The sequence below is a fragment of the Klebsiella sp. SYXHC3 genome (assembly GCF_057196925.1).
Window position 1 is genome coordinate 207,027 of sequence record NZ_JBXUNG010000004.1, and the last position, 14,931, is coordinate 221,957.

Annotated in this window: 14 protein-coding genes and 1 tRNA gene; 6 read left to right on the plus strand and 9 right to left on the minus strand. The window is 54.3% G+C overall.

The annotated features are described in order from the left end of the window. Nucleotides 1-43 precede the first annotated feature (43 nt). From mutY to AC2CGP_RS12915, 4 genes are all read left to right on the plus strand, one after another. Nucleotides 44-1,102: an A/G-specific adenine glycosylase gene (gene mutY, locus AC2CGP_RS12900; RefSeq protein ID WP_020077946.1), complete on the plus strand. Its 1,059-nt coding sequence runs from the start codon at nt 44-46 to the stop codon at nt 1,100-1,102. A gap of 28 nt (nt 1,103-1,130) precedes the next feature. Beyond that, nucleotides 1,131-1,406 (plus strand): oxidative damage protection protein, encoded by a 276-nt coding sequence (locus tag AC2CGP_RS12905; protein WP_004105744.1) that lies wholly within the window; start codon nt 1,131-1,133, stop codon nt 1,404-1,406. A gap of 48 nt (nt 1,407-1,454) precedes the next feature. Next, nucleotides 1,455-2,537, plus strand: a complete 1,083-nt coding sequence (gene mltC / locus AC2CGP_RS12910) for a membrane-bound lytic murein transglycosylase MltC (RefSeq protein WP_015369719.1) — start codon at nt 1,455-1,457, stop codon at nt 2,535-2,537. A 189-nt stretch (nt 2,538-2,726) separates the two neighbouring features. Then, the gene (locus AC2CGP_RS12915) at nt 2,727-3,980 is read left to right on the plus strand and encodes a nucleoside permease (RefSeq protein ID WP_045379606.1); all 1,254 of its coding nucleotides are present in this window, start codon (nt 2,727-2,729) and stop codon (nt 3,978-3,980) included. A gap of 43 nt (nt 3,981-4,023) precedes the next feature. Here AC2CGP_RS12915 and AC2CGP_RS12920 read toward each other — a convergent pair whose 3' ends face one another. Then, nucleotides 4,024-6,162, minus strand: a complete 2,139-nt coding sequence (locus AC2CGP_RS12920; protein WP_213760116.1) for an ornithine decarboxylase — start codon at nt 6,160-6,162, stop codon at nt 4,024-4,026. 419 nt (nt 6,163-6,581) lie between these two features. On the opposite strand from AC2CGP_RS12920, the gene AC2CGP_RS12925 reads away from it, so the two are divergent. Then, the gene (locus AC2CGP_RS12925) at nt 6,582-7,295 is read left to right on the plus strand and encodes a DUF554 domain-containing protein (RefSeq protein ID WP_045379610.1); all 714 of its coding nucleotides are present in this window, start codon (nt 6,582-6,584) and stop codon (nt 7,293-7,295) included. 105 nt (nt 7,296-7,400) lie between these two features. Then, nucleotides 7,401-7,476: transfer RNA gene (locus tag AC2CGP_RS12930), tRNA-Phe, on the plus strand. Between the two features lie 261 nt (nt 7,477-7,737). On the opposite strand, the gene AC2CGP_RS12935 is transcribed toward AC2CGP_RS12930, so the two are convergent. From AC2CGP_RS12935 to nanR, 8 genes are all read right to left on the minus strand, one after another. Beyond that, the gene (locus tag AC2CGP_RS12935) at nt 7,738-8,682 is read right to left on the minus strand and encodes an MFS transporter (RefSeq protein WP_154105401.1); all 945 of its coding nucleotides are present in this window, start codon (nt 8,680-8,682) and stop codon (nt 7,738-7,740) included. Nucleotides 8,683-8,702: 20 nt separating this feature from the next. Beyond that, nucleotides 8,703-9,185: an Hcp family type VI secretion system effector gene (locus AC2CGP_RS12940; protein WP_015369713.1), complete on the minus strand. Its 483-nt coding sequence runs from the start codon at nt 9,183-9,185 to the stop codon at nt 8,703-8,705. A gap of 115 nt (nt 9,186-9,300) precedes the next feature. Beyond that, a complete protein-coding gene (gene nanQ / locus AC2CGP_RS12945; protein ID WP_015703464.1) occupies nt 9,301-9,774 on the minus strand; it encodes an N-acetylneuraminate anomerase in 474 nt (157 codons plus the stop codon). Continuing rightward, nucleotides 9,771-10,646 (minus strand): N-acetylmannosamine kinase, encoded by an 876-nt coding sequence (gene nanK, locus AC2CGP_RS12950; RefSeq protein ID WP_213759569.1) that lies wholly within the window; start codon nt 10,644-10,646, stop codon nt 9,771-9,773. Before nanK ends, nanQ begins: the two co-directional genes overlap by 4 nt. Next, a complete protein-coding gene (locus tag AC2CGP_RS12955; RefSeq protein ID WP_213759568.1) occupies nt 10,643-11,332 on the minus strand; it encodes an N-acetylmannosamine-6-phosphate 2-epimerase in 690 nt (229 codons plus the stop codon). The genes nanK and AC2CGP_RS12955 overlap by 4 nt, the downstream gene beginning before the upstream one ends. Nucleotides 11,333-11,377: 45 nt before the next feature. Beyond that, a complete protein-coding gene (locus tag AC2CGP_RS12960; RefSeq protein ID WP_015703467.1) occupies nt 11,378-12,868 on the minus strand; it encodes an MFS transporter in 1,491 nt (496 codons plus the stop codon). A gap of 137 nt (nt 12,869-13,005) precedes the next feature. Beyond that, nucleotides 13,006-13,899 carry an N-acetylneuraminate lyase gene (gene nanA, locus AC2CGP_RS12965; protein ID WP_032706375.1) on the minus strand — a complete coding sequence of 298 codons (894 nt, stop codon included), beginning with the start codon at nt 13,897-13,899 and terminating at the stop codon, nt 13,006-13,008. A gap of 134 nt (nt 13,900-14,033) precedes the next feature. Further along, nucleotides 14,034-14,816: a transcriptional regulator NanR gene (gene nanR / locus AC2CGP_RS12970; RefSeq protein ID WP_015369707.1), complete on the minus strand. Its 783-nt coding sequence runs from the start codon at nt 14,814-14,816 to the stop codon at nt 14,034-14,036. Between the last annotated feature and the right edge of the window lie 115 nt (nt 14,817-14,931).

The following is a 14,931-nucleotide window of genomic DNA, read 5'->3' on the forward strand; positions in this document are numbered from 1 at the left end:
CTGCAATCTGCCACCCTGTAATCGCGATTCCGGAGCCGTAGCTTTGACTTTTCTCGCCGCGCAATTTTCAGCCCAGGTCCTGGACTGGTACGACAAATACGGCCGTAAAACCCTGCCCTGGCAAATCGCCAAGACGCCCTACAAAGTATGGCTCTCCGAAGTGATGTTGCAACAAACCCAGGTCACCACGGTTATTCCCTATTTTGAACGCTTTATGGCGCGTTTCCCAACGGTTGTTGATTTAGCCAACGCGCCGCTGGATGAAGTGCTGCATCTGTGGACCGGCCTTGGCTACTACGCGCGGGCGCGCAACTTACATAAAGCCGCGCAGCAGGTCGCCACGCAACACGGCGGCGAGTTCCCGCAAACCTTTGAAGAGGTGGCCGCGCTTCCCGGCGTCGGGCGCTCGACGGCGGGGGCTATTTTATCCCTTTCGCTCGGTCAGCATTATCCGATTCTCGACGGCAACGTGAAGCGGGTACTCGCCCGCTGCTATGCTGTCAGCGGCTGGCCGGGGAAAAAAGAGGTGGAAAAACGGCTGTGGGAAATAAGCGAAGAGGTGACGCCGGCGCAGGGCGTAGAACGCTTCAACCAGGCGATGATGGATCTCGGCGCCATGGTTTGTACCCGCTCGAAGCCGAAGTGCGAACTGTGCCCGCTGAGTAACGGCTGCGTGGCCTACGCTAACCATTCATGGGCGGAATATCCGGGGAAAAAACCGAAGCAGACCATCCCGGAACGCACCGGCTACTTCCTGCTGATGCAGCACGGCGACGAGGTATTTCTTTCCCAACGTCCGCCGGTGGGTTTATGGGGCGGGTTGTTCTGTTTTCCGCAGTTTGAGGATGAAGCCGGGCTGCGTGAGTGGCTGGCGCAACGTCAGATAAAGGCCGATAATCTGACGCAATTAACCGCCTTCCGCCACACTTTCAGCCATTTCCACCTGGATATTGTGCCGATGTGGCTTACAGTGCACTCATCTGGCGCATGCATGGATGAAGGTAACGCACTCTGGTATAACTTAGCGCAGCCGCCATCGGTCGGACTGGCGGCCCCCGTGGAGCGCTTGTTGCAACAGTTGAAAGCCGGAACGCCGGTCTAGTTTTTTCGGCTATAAAAGAGGATTGATTATGAGCAGAACGATTTTTTGTACTTTCCTGCAGCGTGAAGCGGACGGCCAGGATTTCCAGCTCTATCCGGGCGAGCTCGGTAAGCGCATTTACAACGAAATTTCCAAAGAGGCCTGGGCGCAGTGGCAGCATAAGCAGACCATGCTGATCAACGAGAAAAAACTCAGCATGATGAACCCGGAGCACCGCAAGCTGCTGGAACAGGAGATGGTGCAGTTCCTGTTTGAAGGGAAAGACGTTCACATCGAAGGCTACACGCCGCCGGAAAAACAGTAAGGGCCTCACGGCCTTTACCAAACAAACACAACACGCACTCCCGGAATGATGAAAAAATACTTAGCGCTCGCGCTGATTGCGCCATTGCTCGTGTCCTGTTCCAGTTCCAATAAAAAAGGCGCCGAATATAACGAGGCCTGGGTCAAGGACACTAACGGATTCGATATCCTGATGGGCCAGTTTGCCCATAACATCGAGAACATTTGGGGGTATAACGAAGTTCTGCTCGCCGGGCCGAAGGACTACGTAAAATATACCGATCAATATCAAACCCGCAGCCACATCAACTTTGATGCCGGTACGATTACCGTCGAGACCATCGCCGGAACCGATCCGCAAGGACGGTTACGCCAGGCGATTATCAAAACCCTGTTGATGGGCGATGACCCCAACTCTATCGACCTCTATTCCGATGTCGATGATATTCAGATTTCCAAAGAACCGTTCCTCTACGGCCAGGTCGTCGATAACACCGGCGAATCCATCCGCTGGGAGTGGCGCGCCGCGCGCTATGCCGATTATCTGCTGCAAACCCGCCTGAAGAGCCGCAGCAATGGCCTGCGCGTGGTCTATAGCATCACCATCAACCTGGTGCCTAACCACCTCGATAAACGTGCGCATAAATATCTCGGCATGGTGCGCCAGGCCTCGCGTAAATACGGCGTTGATGAGTCGCTGATCCTTGCGATAATGCAGACAGAGTCGTCGTTTAACCCCTATGCGGTAAGCCACGCGGATGCCATGGGGCTGATGCAGGTCGTTCAGCACAGCGCGGGGAAAGACGTCTTCCGCTCGCAGGGCAAATCCGGCCTGCCGAGCCGCAGCTATCTGTTTGACCCGGCGAATAACATCGATACCGGTACCGCCTATCTGGCGATGCTGAACAACGTTTATCTCGCCGGCATCGATAACCCCACCTCGCGTCGCTACGCGGTGATCACCGCCTATAACGGCGGCGCCGGCAGCGTACTGCGCGTCTTCTCCAGCGATAAAGTCCAGGCGGCGAACATCATTAACAGTATGGCGCCAGGCGACGTCTACCAGACGCTCACCACCCGCCATCCGTCGGCAGAATCGCGCCGGTATCTGTATAAAGTGAATACCGCGCAGAAAAGCTATCGCCGTAAGTAACGCTTCTCCCCCACAGGCCCGGGCATCGCACCGGGCCTCTCTTTTTTTATGACATACTTGGTAATATCTTTCGATTTTCTGCGGCAGTTAACAGAAGCTTGCAATCGCTGAATGATAGAATCGCATCAAAATAACGGTGGTTATGTTATTTAAAAAACATAACCAGCCCACATTCGTGAGGATAAATACATGAATCTTAAGCTGCAGTTAAAAATACTGTCGTTCCTGCAGTTCTGCCTTTGGGGGAGTTGGCTAACCACGCTCGGCTCGTACATGTTCGTCACCCTGAAGTTTGACGGCGCGGCCATCGGCGCGGTGTATAGCTCGCTCGGTATCGCCGCCGTTCTGATGCCTACGCTGCTCGGGATCGTCGCCGATAAATGGATCAGCGCCAAATGGGTGTATGCCATCTGCCACCTGGTCGGCGCGTTAACGCTGTACCTCGCGGCGCAGGTCACTACGCCAGGCGAGATGTTCCTCGTGATCTTGCTTAACTCGTTGGCCTATATGCCGACGCTTGGCTTGATCAACACCATCTCCTACTACCGCCTGCAGTCGGCGGGGCTGGATATCGTGACCGATTTCCCGCCAATTCGTATCTGGGGCACCATCGGCTTTATCCTCGCCATGTGGGGCGTTAGCTTCTCGGGCTTCGAGCTTAGCCATATGCAGCTTTATATCGGCGCGACGCTGTCGGTCTTGCTGGCGCTGTTCACCCTGACGCTGCCGCATATTCCGGTCGCCAACGCCCAGCGCAACCAGAGCTGGACCGAGATGCTCGGCCTGAACGCCTTTGCGCTGTTTAAAAACAAGCGTATGGCAATCTTCTTTATCTTCTCCATGATGCTCGGCGCCGAACTGCAGATCACCAATATGTTTGGCAACACCTTCCTGCACAGCTTCGATAAAGACCCGCTGTTCTCCGGTAGCTTTATCGTCGAGCACGCATCGGTATTGATGTCGATTTCGCAGATCTCCGAAACGTTGTTTATTCTGACTATCCCGTTCTTCCTTAGCCGCTACGGCATTAAGAACGTGATGCTGATTAGTATCGTGGCGTGGATGCTGCGCTTCGGCCTGTTCGCCTTCGGCGACCCGACGCCGTTCGGTACCGTCCTGCTGGTGCTGTCGATGATCGTCTACGGCTGCGCCTTCGACTTCTTCAACATCTCCGGTTCAGTGTTCGTTGAGAAAGAGGTGCGTCCGGAAATCCGCGCCAGCGCCCAGGGTATGTTCCTGATGATGACCAACGGCTTCGGCTGCATCCTTGGTGGGATGGTGAGCGGCAAAGTTGTCGAGCACTTTACCGTTGAGGGGATCACTAACTGGCAAAGCGTGTGGCTGATTTTCGCCGCCTACTCGCTGGTGCTGGCCGTCGCTTTCGTGGCGCTGTTCAAGTATCAACACGTCAGACAGCCTGCCGCCGCGCGCCAGAACGCCTGATTGGCAAAAGCAAAACGCCCCGCCTGTTCGGCGGGGCGTTTTTTTATTTCTTCAACACATACCCATACAGCCGCTTAATACCATCAGCATCCGTTTCGCTATAAACCCCCTGCAGCTCCGGCGAAAAACCCGGCAGCATATTGCCCCCCTCTTCCAGCGCGAGGAAGTAGCGTAGTACCGCGCCGCCCCAGAGTTCGCCCGGCACCACGCACAGCACGCCCGGCGGATACGGTAGCGCCCCTTCCGCCGCGATGCGGCCTTCGGCCTCGCTCAGGCGCACTAACTCAACGTTACCGCGGATAAATTCACGGTTGGCGTCCTGCGGGCTCATCACCACCGGCGGGAAACTCTGCTTGCGGAACATCGCCTTTTGCAGGTCTTTAACATCAAAACTGACGTACAGATCGTGCATTTCCTGACACAGCTGGCGAATGGTGTAATCGCGGTAGCGAACCGGGTATTTGTTGTAAATAGTCGGCAGTACCTCGGCGAGCGGCGAATCCGCTTCGATATGCTGTTCGAACTGGGCCAGCATCGCCACCAGTCGCGCCAGTTTTTCCGCGCTTTCCGCCGGCGTCAGCAGGAACAAAATCGAGTTGAGATCGCACTTCTCCGGCACGATGCCGTTTTCGCGCAGGTAGTGCGCCAGGATGGTCGCCGGGATGCCAAACTCGGTATAGTCGCCGCTATCGGCATCGATGCCCGGCGTGGTCAGCAGCAGCTTACACGGATCGACAAAGTATTGATTGTCAGCATAACCGCTAAAGCCGTGCCAGTTCGCGCCCGGCTCGAAGCTAAAGAAGCGACGTTCGCTGGCGATAGTCGCCGTCGAATGCTCCTGCCACGGTTTCCCGCCGACCAGCGGCGGCACAAATGGCCGCAATAATTTACACTGCGCTAGTATCGCTTTACGCGCTTCGATACCCAGCTCCACGCACTCCGCCCATAGCCGCCGACCGCTCTCTCCTTCATGGATTTTGGCATTCACATCGAGCGAGGCGAACAGCGGATAAAACGGACTGGTGGAAGCATGCAACATAAAGGCGTTATTCAGCCGCTTATGCGGGCAGAAACGCGCCTGGCCGCGCAGATGGTTATCCTTCTTGTGAATTTGCGAGGTCTGCGAAAAACCGGCCTGTTGCTTATGCACCGATTGCGTCACAAAAATGCCCGGATCGTTTTCATTGAGATCCAACAGCAGCGGCGAGCAGTCAGCCATCATCGGGATAAACTGCTCGTAACCGACCCACGCCGAGTCAAACAGGATGTAATCGCAGAGATGGCCGATTTTATCGACCACCTGGCGCGCGTTATACACCGTGCCGTCATAGGTGCCCAGTTGGATCACCGCCAGGCGGAACGGGCGCGCCGCGTCGGCTTTTTCCGGCGCCGCTTCGCGGATCAGCTCGCGCAGGTAGGTTTCATCAAAGCAGTGGTCGTCGATGCCGCCGATAAAGCCGAACGGGTTGCGCGCGGCTTCCAGATAGACCGGCGTTGCCCCGGCCTGGATCAGCGCGCCATGGTGGTTTGATTTATGGTTGTTGCGATCGAACAGTACCAGATCGCCGCGGGTCAGCAGCGCATTGGTCACGACCTTGTTCGCCGCGGAAGTGCCGTTAAGCACGAAGTAGGTTTTATCGGCATTGAAGACTTTTGCCGCAAATTTCTGCGCGTGCTTCGCCGAACCTTCATGGATCAGCAGATCGCCGAGCTTGACGTCGGCGTTGCACATGTCAGCGCGAAAAACGTTCTCGCCGAAAAACCTGTAGAACTGGCGGCCCGCGGGATGCTTTTTAAAGAACGCGCCATGCTGATGGCCGGGACAGGCGAAAGTGCTGTTGTCCATCTCAACGTACTGGCTAAGCGTATTGAAAAATGGCGGCAGCAGTTTCTCTTCATAGCCGCAGGCGGCCGCTTCCAGCTCCAGCCACTCCTGCTCTTTGCCGCTAATCACCGCGACGACTCCTTCCGGTTTATCCGTTTGCGTTTCGCTAAATAGATAGACCGGCAGATTGAATCCGCTGCGCTTGAGCAGGGCCAGGATACCGCTGCGGCTATCCGCCGCGGTGATGACGACCGCTGCCGCATCGGTAAAATCAGTGCTGTCCAGCGCCACAACCTGACGATGGGTGGACAGACGGGAGACCAGCTCGCAGCTGGCGGCAATGTGCATAGATTTCATAAGCGCAAATGCCCGTATCGGGAGTGTAAAAATCTCAGGCAAAGGTGGAGCCTTGCCCAACGAGGTGTCCGGGTCTGACGGAATTCAGCTCCGACCGCCGGACATCAGTAAAAGCAGACGCGTCCGATCTTACTGTTGTCCTACAGTGAGCATACGTGGCCTTCACCGCATGGTGAACAGGGAGAGTAAGGAACGAGGCAAACCGCGCAGCAGTACGCAGCGGCAACGGCGATGTAATGGCGATGTCGTCATCCCGGCGGCCTCAGGGTAAAGAGGTGAAAATCCGCGCAATCATGGCACCTTTCCGAAAGTGGCGCAAGATGAAATCCATATGCATTATCCCCACGTATCCGCAAGCCTTAGCGGCGAAACAACGTCATAATAATGCGGACATCAGGAATAATTAACAGGAGTTTACTTTGGTTATAGGGCCATTTATTAACGCCAGCGCGGTGCTTGTCGGCGGCGTACTGGGCGCGCTGCTGAGCCAACGATTGCCGGAACGGATCCGCACCTCGATGACCTCGATTTTTGGGCTGGCATCACTGGGGATTGGTATTTTACTGGTCATCAAGTGCGCCAACCTGCCGGTGATGGTGCTGGCGACGCTGGTCGGCGCGCTGCTCGGCGAAGTGTGTAATATGGAGAAAGGCATCAATACCCTGGTAAGCAAACTCCAGCAGCTATTGTCGCCAAAGGGCAGGAAAAAGGCCTCGGCCCACGAGTCTTATATTCAGAGCTACGTGGCGATCATCGTGCTGTTTTGCGCCAGCGGTACCGGCGTTTTTGGCGCCATGCGCGAAGGAATGACCGGCGACGCCAGTATCCTTATCGCCAAAGCGTTTCTCGACTTTTTCACCGCCACGATTTTCGCCTGCACGCTGGGGCTGGCGGTGTCGGCAATCTCGGTGCCAATGCTGCTGATTCAGTTGAGTCTGGCGGCTTGCGCCTCGCTTATCATGCCGCTGACCACGCCGATGATGATGGCCGACTTCAGCGCCGTCGGCGGTATGCTGCTGGTGGCGACCGGCCTGCGTATCTGTGGGATTAAGATGTTCGCGGTGGTCAATATGCTCCCCGCCCTGCTGCTGGCAATGCCGATTTCGGTCGCGTGGACGGCCTTTTTTGCCTGACGACGCGTGCTTTTACGGCAAAGTGGTGATAGATTGTGCAGTCTGCTGCGAAATTTATAAATTTCGTTGACGAGGCGCGGTGAATCAGGTTTAATGCGCCCCGTTGCCCGGATAGCTCAGTCGGTAGAGCAGGGGATTGAAAATCCCCGTGTCCTTGGTTCGATTCCGAGTCCGGGCACCACTATTTAAAGAACCCGCCCCAAAGGCGGGTTTTTGCTTTTCTGCGGGCCGGACTCTCCATCGAACTGCGTTCGATTATTCGCCGCAACGCGGCTCACCCCTTCGGGGCCAGCGCGACAAGCGCGCTGTTCAACGCCTGCGGCGTTAGTCCGAGTCCGGGCACCACTATTTAAAGAACCCGCCCAAAAGGCGGGTTTTTGCTTTTCTGCAGCCGGACTCTCCATCGAACTGCGTTCGATTATTCGCCGCCAGCACAACCGCGTTAAAGCTGATGAACGACCTGCTGCAGAATACCCATGTTAGCCTGGTCCAATACCCGTTCATCCCAACCCATTTCTGAGCTCGAAACCGCAACACTCCAGGCTGAATTTGTACCCTTCGGCAAAATTTTGGCTCTGATCTCGTGGTTTACGGTAACAAAGTCCTGAGTGACCAAACGTTGAATCGGGGCCAGGTTTGCATGTACTACCTGACTTCCTGAACCGACGCCAAAACGTAACGGATGTGACTTCATTTCATTGTTGAGCGCCGTTTCTGCTTTTGTCTTATCCGAATAGACCTTGTTGTTGAGGCCCTGGAAGAAATCATTCAGTTTGTTTCTTAGCTTGGCGATAGACTTGATGGTTTCGAGGAAATCTTTATTCGTCGCCACCTGAACATCGGAAAAATTATTACGGAGCAACGCCATCGCGCCAGCGGCCAGGCCGGTCGCGCCGACAGAAGATAACGCATAACGCGCCGCTATACCCGAAAGCGACGAACCCGCCTGCGAGGCGGCGATGGCGGCGGTACCTGCGCCAAAAGAAGCGAGACCGCCAATGCCTGCCAGTATTTTACCGGCCACATCGTAATAGCTTTTTGTCTGATCCCGGTAGACGTTGCCGCCGTAACCATACATATGCGCGGGCGTTGTTCTGAAGCGATCAAAAAACGCAGCATGATTGCTCATGGTGGCAGTACGACGACTGGCCCCCGTCAGAGATTCCAGTTCGTATTCTTCGTCACGTTGTCTTCTGGCAGGCTCTTTACTGGCAGCAAGCAAGCGCTCATAGGTATCCATAATCGTGCGATCCGAAGCGTTCTCAAACTGACTCAACGTTCCTTTATCCAGTTCATTGACGAATGAAATAATAATATCCAGCTGCTTTGCGTCAAACCGGGAATGATCGGAGAGAACCGCATTTATCTCGGAGGTAATATCTGGCATTGCAGGCGCTCCAGCGTCGATTAAATTTCTTTATTCTGTTTGATATCCCAACCCGATTTAGTTTCTGCGCCTTTGGTCCCTTGAGAAGACTGCTCCCAATAATGCAGATTAACTTTAGATGCCTGAAACAGGTAATTCACCATAATAGTGTCGGTATGACCCACACCGCTAAAACTGGTTTTCGTCACCAGAACATCTTCAAGGACAACACGCGAATACTCAATTTGCGAGCCGCCGGCTTTGCAAATTGATAGTTCGACTTTAGCGACATGTTTACCGCTAGCGCAAAACTTGAGAACTGCCGGCGTTGCTTTATCTATCAATGCTTGTACCGAAAGGTCCTGAAAATTAACTTTACCCGCCCCACCACCGCCGCCAACGCTCATATTCCCAGGTTGCTCAGCCGCCCAGCTAAATGACAAAACATCTATCCAATTTTTATGATTTGAGTCGTTAGATTCACCGGTTACCCCATCAACCTTCAGATACATATCAATAGCCATAACAGTCCCTATATTGCATGTTTTAAGAAAAGGAGCCCCCTAATAAGCTAGTTTAAATTTTGCAGATTTAAATGAAGAACACATTACACAAACAAAACCAGGAATAATCTCAGCATCAGTATTCGTTTTGCAAAAGGCTAACATTAACCTTAACGACTACCTTTTTAATCTCCTGCGGCAGTGTCGTAATACATCCAGGTTTATGCGGCTCACCAGGCATAAATATCACGAAATTACCAGGCCGTAGTGTAATGGCCTGCTGATTTTCAATCGCATTACACAACTGATAATCCTCTTCAACGTGTATCGCTTCGCACTGCTGTGCACAATTTACCATTCCCCACAGAATACGTTCTTCACCGCTTAGCAACAGTTGAATATCGATATATTGCGCATGCTGTTCCGATTTTTTACTTTCCGCTGGCTGGGTAGTAAATACCATGACGTTCATAAAAATATCGTCACCGCGTAGATTGAAACGTCCAGGAGATTTCTCCTGTGGACAAGCGGCTACCGCCAGCATCAACGCTTCGGCTAAAACGGGATGTATCCCGGAGGCGGTTAGCGTTCCAATATCACCTGCTATCATGAGTTATTCTCCCGAGCCAGTAACACCGCTCCCAGCAATCCCGCGTCATGTCGGTAATGCGCGGGTTGTAACATTACGTGATATACCGATGGTTCCTGCGCAAGGTAAGCTCTCACCATCTCCAGATAACCTTCCGCCAGGCCGATGCTGCCACCGACCACCACGCGCTGGCAATCCGTTGTCGCTTTTACATCAGCGATCAATCTCGCTAAGGTCTGTGCCGAACGGTGAATAAGCCCAATAGCCTGCTCATCATCCTGCCCGGCACGGATGAAAATCGTTTTCGCATCACATCCGCTGAGTTCTCCCTGAGCGGCGGCCGCCATTCCACGTCCGGAAGCAACAGCCTCTACGCAGCCGCGCCGACCACAACCGCATAGCGGTCCATTCGGGTCCGCTAACGTATGGCCCAGATGGCCGGCGAGACCGCCATTCCCGGTGATTAGCCGACCATTACTCACTACGCCGCCCCCTACACCTGTGGATACCGTGATGAAAACCATGTCGCGACATTCATCCCCCAGAACATGGTATTCCGCCCATGCCGCAGCTTGCGCATCGTTAACCGCCAGTGTGGGTAGGCCGGTGATTTTTTCCAGCGTCTGCGTCAGCGGAAAATGCTGCAAACCGCCCAGATTATAGGGATTGATGGCCGACAGCACGCCGCCGCTAATTATTCCGGTAGAGGCAATTGCCACTCGCTGGGCGCGAGCAAACAACGGCACGATCAGCTCTTGCAGCGCCGAACATAGCGCTTCCGGCATTTTGCTGGCGGGTGTCGGCAACTCACGGCGTTTAAGGAGGTTCAGGTCATCATCCACCAGCGCGGCGGCGAGTTTGGTTCCGCCGATATCAATAGCAAGCGTAGTCATGACACCGCCTTTTTTAACGCCGAGTTATACCACTGGCAGATATGCTCAAGACGAGTGATGGCAGAGCCAACGGTCACGGCCCATGCCCCCTGGCGCATCGCAGTTGCCGCCTGCGCCGGGGTATTGTAGCGCCCCTCCGCAATCACCCGGCATCCAGCCTCGCTGAGTGTTTTCACCAGAGCGAAATCGGGTTCTTCCGGCGTTTTCACCGTCGTGTAGCCAGAAAGCGTCGTCCCGATAATGTCGGCCCCCTGCTGCTGGCAAGCCATCCCATCTTCAAAAGTTGAACAGTCGGCCATCGCCAGCAAAGCATGCTGATGAATTCGCGCCAGCAGTGCCGCAACGGTAACCGGACGCAGGCGATCGGTACCATCCACGGCGATAATATCCGCCCCGCCTTTCGCCAGCGCATCAACATCTTCAAGGAACGGGGTGATCCGGACTGGCGAATCGTCGAGATCGCGTTTCATAATCCCGATGATAGGAATAGAAACGACGGCGCGGGTGGCGCGTAAATTATCAATACCTTCAATACGCAGCGCGACCGCCCCTGCCTGCTCCGCCGCCAGGGCCATCGCAGTGACAATTTCAGGCTTATCCAGCGGGCTATTTGGCACAGGCTGGCAGGAAACTATCAAACCACCAGATTGCGCAATGTTTTGATTAAGCTGTTCAAGTAGAGACATCATCATATCCTTAGGCAAACATTCGTGATTGGCCGGGCGCCATGGTTAATTTTTACTTTTCGCTAATGTGCTTTTGCCGCGACCAAACGGCACTGCGCCGCTGAACGGTTTGCCATCGATCGCATCATGGGTACGCATGGCTTCCGGGCGGATCCACCGCTGGACGCGGGTTGGCATATCAAGCCCGATGAGTAAGATCACCACGAACGTCAGGCTAAAGGAGAGCGAACCCAGCGCGGTGCCTAAATCCAGGCGTTGAGCAATTAACGCCCCGAGAATCGGCGCTAACGCGCCGCCCAAAGCACCGACGTTGTAAGTAAATCCCAGACCCGCAGCACGCTGATCGGTTTCGAAATAACCGCCGATCAGCTTCGGTAAGATCCCTGAAATTCCTTGACCCAGCATTTGCTGGAAGAACAGTAACAAACCGAGTACCCAGACATTGGTGCCGCCTATCGCAAATACCGGAACGATCAGCAGTTGCGAAGCCAGTAAACTGCAAACGTAAGCTTTACGGGTCCCCAGCCAGTCGCCGAGGAAACCGCCGACGCAGCAGCCGACAGCTGCACCAAAACCGCTAAAGAACAATACGTTAGCAACAGTATGTGGATCATAGGCCAGTTCAGTTTTCAGATAAGTAGGTAGCAGCGCCTGAATCGGCCAGGAGTAGAGGAAAGCGAAGAGCACCACCACCATCAACATCACGCCGGTCGGCCAGCGTTTACCGCTGCTTTGCACCATGAAACTGATGAAGATAATGGCGCATACCAGGCCCAGCAGCGCAACCAACCCGGCGATACGCGCCTCGCCGGCAAAGCAGTACCATAACGACGCGCCTGCCACAAAGGTCATGATGATGTTTAGCACCCGATGCTGGCCGCGATAGAGAATATCGACCATCGTACGTACCGGCGCTTTACCTTCGTGCTTCTCTTTCCAGTCTTCCGCTTCCGGAATGTTTTTACGCAGCCAGAGGGCAAAAACGATGGGGACAATACCGATGAAAAAGAGCGCACGCCAGCCCCAAACGGGCACCACCAGACTATAAACCTGCGCGGCGACGACGGCGCCAACCGAGAAGCCAGAGATCAGAAATCCACTCGCCTTGTTCCGCAAATGTTTCGGCCAACTTTCAATAACATAGGTGGCGCTGGAGCCATATTCTCCCGCCATGCCCATCCCAATAACCAGCCGGGCAATAAAGAGAGAGGTGTAACCAGGGGCAAAACCACAGGCCAGCGTACCCAACGAAAAAAGAACAATGCTGGTCACCATCGCCAGGCGGCGACCGTAGCGATCCCCCATTGCCCCGAGCATCAAGCCGCCAAACCAGCGAGAGATAAAAGCGGCGGAAATCAGGCTTGCCGCCTGCACCGTCGTTAAACCGAATTCCCCCTGAACCTCAGTGAGCACCAGGGCGATTAAGACAAAATCAAAACCATCAAGCAAATACCCTAACCAGGCAGCGGAAAATGCCCGCCACTGCGCCCGGTTAAGATGACGATACCACGGGATATTCTGGGTTGTTGTACTCATGGTGAGTCTCCCGCGATGGGCTGCGCCCACTCGCTTTGGTATGAATTGAATATCGTTGTTGCCGGATGACGCCCGCTTCAGATGTCTGATTAAATCTCTCATCGAAAGCGCAATTTATGAGCGTCTCCGGCGAGAAATCAGCCGCGCTCCTGCATTAGCTGCTGCGCCAGCGCTTTCAATTCGGCCTGGAATTTATCCTCTACCGGCGCAAACGGTTTACGGCAAAGTGGTACGGAGAGCACATCCATATAGTGCAGCACCGTTTTCAGTCCACGAAATACGCCCACTTTGACTAACAGATCGATGACCTTATTACACTCATGCTGCAGCTGCTGCGCCTTCGCGGTGTCGCCCTCTTTCAGCGCCTGCACGATCCCCAGATAGCGCCAGGCCATAATGTTATAGGTACTACCGATCCCGCCGTCAGCGCCCGCCAGCAAGCCGGAAGCGAAAATTTCGTCATAGCCGTTGTAGAGCACCAGTTCCGGATGCGCGCGACGGATTTGCTCCATTTGATAGAGATCGCCAGACGTTTGTTTTAACGCGCCCACCCCCGGTAATGTCACCAGTTGGTTAATCTGCTCTAAGGTCAGTTTTACCCCACTCAGCGCCGGAATGTTGTAGACCACCATCGGTATCCCATCAGCAGAATCAATGATTGCGCGATAATGATCGCAGTGCTCTTCAAAGCTGAACGGGTAGTAGAACGGCGTTACCGCGGAAACCGCATCAAAACCATAGCGCTTAGCCGCCGCCGCCAGCTGCTGGCTTTCCGCCGTACTGACGCAACCAACATGCGCAATTAAGGTAATTTTCCCTTTCGCCTCTTCCGCTACGATTTCAAGGACTTCTTCGCGCTCGGACAGGCTCTGAACGAAAGCCTCCCCGGTCGATCCGCCGACGTAAACCCCATCAACGCCCTGCTCAATATTGAAACGTACTAACCGACGCAGGCTCGCCCGATCGATGTTCTGCTGTGCGTCGAATGGGGTCAGAAGCGCGGGCATCACGCCACGTAAATGGCTAACCATATATACCTCGTAATGATATTTGACTGGATTAACTATGTACCTTTATACCTGTTATACCAGATCATTTTTAAAGCAGTACAATAGGGAAAGCTTATTGTGCGATCGAGTTCACTAAACCGATCGCGAAGCAGGGATCATTTAGCGGATTTTTTGGATTTACCTAAGGCACGCCAGGTGGCGGAAACACTTTTGAGGTGGGTTTGCAACGCACGATCGGCTTCGTCCGGATCGCGATCGCGTATGGCGTTAAATATGGCGATATGCTCTTGAAAACTGACGTTATTGTGATGATGAAGCTCTTGCTCCGACACTTTCGGCCGCGCAGCGATTAGCCAGTCAAGCAAAGCAACATGCGTCGCCATAAAGATAGGGTTGCCGGGGATCTCCGCCAGCACGCGGTGGAAATCGACGTCTGAGCGAATAAATTGCGCGTTATCATCCAGCGACTGGCCGTTAATCTCCAGCGCCTTGCTTAACAGGGAAATCTGCTCATCCGTGGCGTTCTCAGCCGCATAGCGCACCAGGCTTGATTCGAAAAAAAGACGTAACTGCTCGAAATGCGCGATACCGCCAGGCGCGGAGAGAAAATCCTTCGCCAGCCCGGAAAGCTCGGAAATGATGGTGTCCGCCGACGGTCTCGAGACTCGCGCACGTTCGCCATTGTTGATTTGCACCAGGCCCTTACGCTTGAGCGCAGCCAGCGCTTCACGTACCGACGGGCGCCCGACGTTAAAAAACGCCATCAGCTCACGTTCCGAAGGAAGCTGTCCACCTTCGCCAAACTCGCCGCGACGAATCATCTGCTCCAACTCTTCTTCCACCATTTCAGACAACTTTTTGCGCGCCAGTGGGCGTCGGCGCAGGCTGTTGCCGATAGTTTCCTGGGTGTCATCTGACGAGTGATCGAACGCGCTCATAAGTATCGTTTAACCTGGAAAAAAGAGAAAAAGTTTCGCTTTTTCATCATATCACAAATCATACGCGGGTAATGAACAGCGGTAAGCAGCCGCTTTCCGCAATAAAAAAATAACC

Bases quoted from the DNA above. Each gene is read 5' to 3' on its own strand.
- nanQ (WP_015703464.1), bottom strand. From the start codon at position 9,774: ATGATAGCAGGTGATATTGGAACGCTAACCGCCTCCGGGATACATCCC.
- AC2CGP_RS12905 (WP_004105744.1), top strand. From the start codon at position 1,131: ATGAGCAGAACGATTTTTTGTACTTTCCTGCAGCGTGAAGCGGACGGC.
- AC2CGP_RS12960 (WP_015703467.1), bottom strand. From the start codon at position 12,868: ATGAGTACAACAACCCAGAATATCCCGTGGTATCGTCATCTTAACCGG.
- nanK (WP_213759569.1), bottom strand. From the start codon at position 10,646: ATGACTACGCTTGCTATTGATATCGGCGGAACCAAACTCGCCGCCGCG.
- AC2CGP_RS12955 (WP_213759568.1), bottom strand. From the start codon at position 11,332: ATGTCTCTACTTGAACAGCTTAATCAAAACATTGCGCAATCTGGTGGT.
- nanA (WP_032706375.1), bottom strand. From the start codon at position 13,899: ATGGTTAGCCATTTACGTGGCGTGATGCCCGCGCTTCTGACCCCATTC.
- AC2CGP_RS12935 (WP_154105401.1), bottom strand. From the start codon at position 8,682: ATGCCAGATATTACCTCCGAGATAAATGCGGTTCTCTCCGATCATTCC.
- nanR (WP_015369707.1), bottom strand. From the start codon at position 14,816: ATGAGCGCGTTCGATCACTCGTCAGATGACACCCAGGAAACTATCGGC.
- mltC (WP_015369719.1), top strand. From the start codon at position 1,455: ATGAAAAAATACTTAGCGCTCGCGCTGATTGCGCCATTGCTCGTGTCC.
- AC2CGP_RS12920 (WP_213760116.1), bottom strand. From the start codon at position 6,162: ATGAAATCTATGCACATTGCCGCCAGCTGCGAGCTGGTCTCCCGTCTG.
- AC2CGP_RS12940 (WP_015369713.1), bottom strand. From the start codon at position 9,185: ATGGCTATTGATATGTATCTGAAGGTTGATGGGGTAACCGGTGAATCT.
- AC2CGP_RS12915 (WP_045379606.1), top strand. From the start codon at position 2,727: ATGAATCTTAAGCTGCAGTTAAAAATACTGTCGTTCCTGCAGTTCTGC.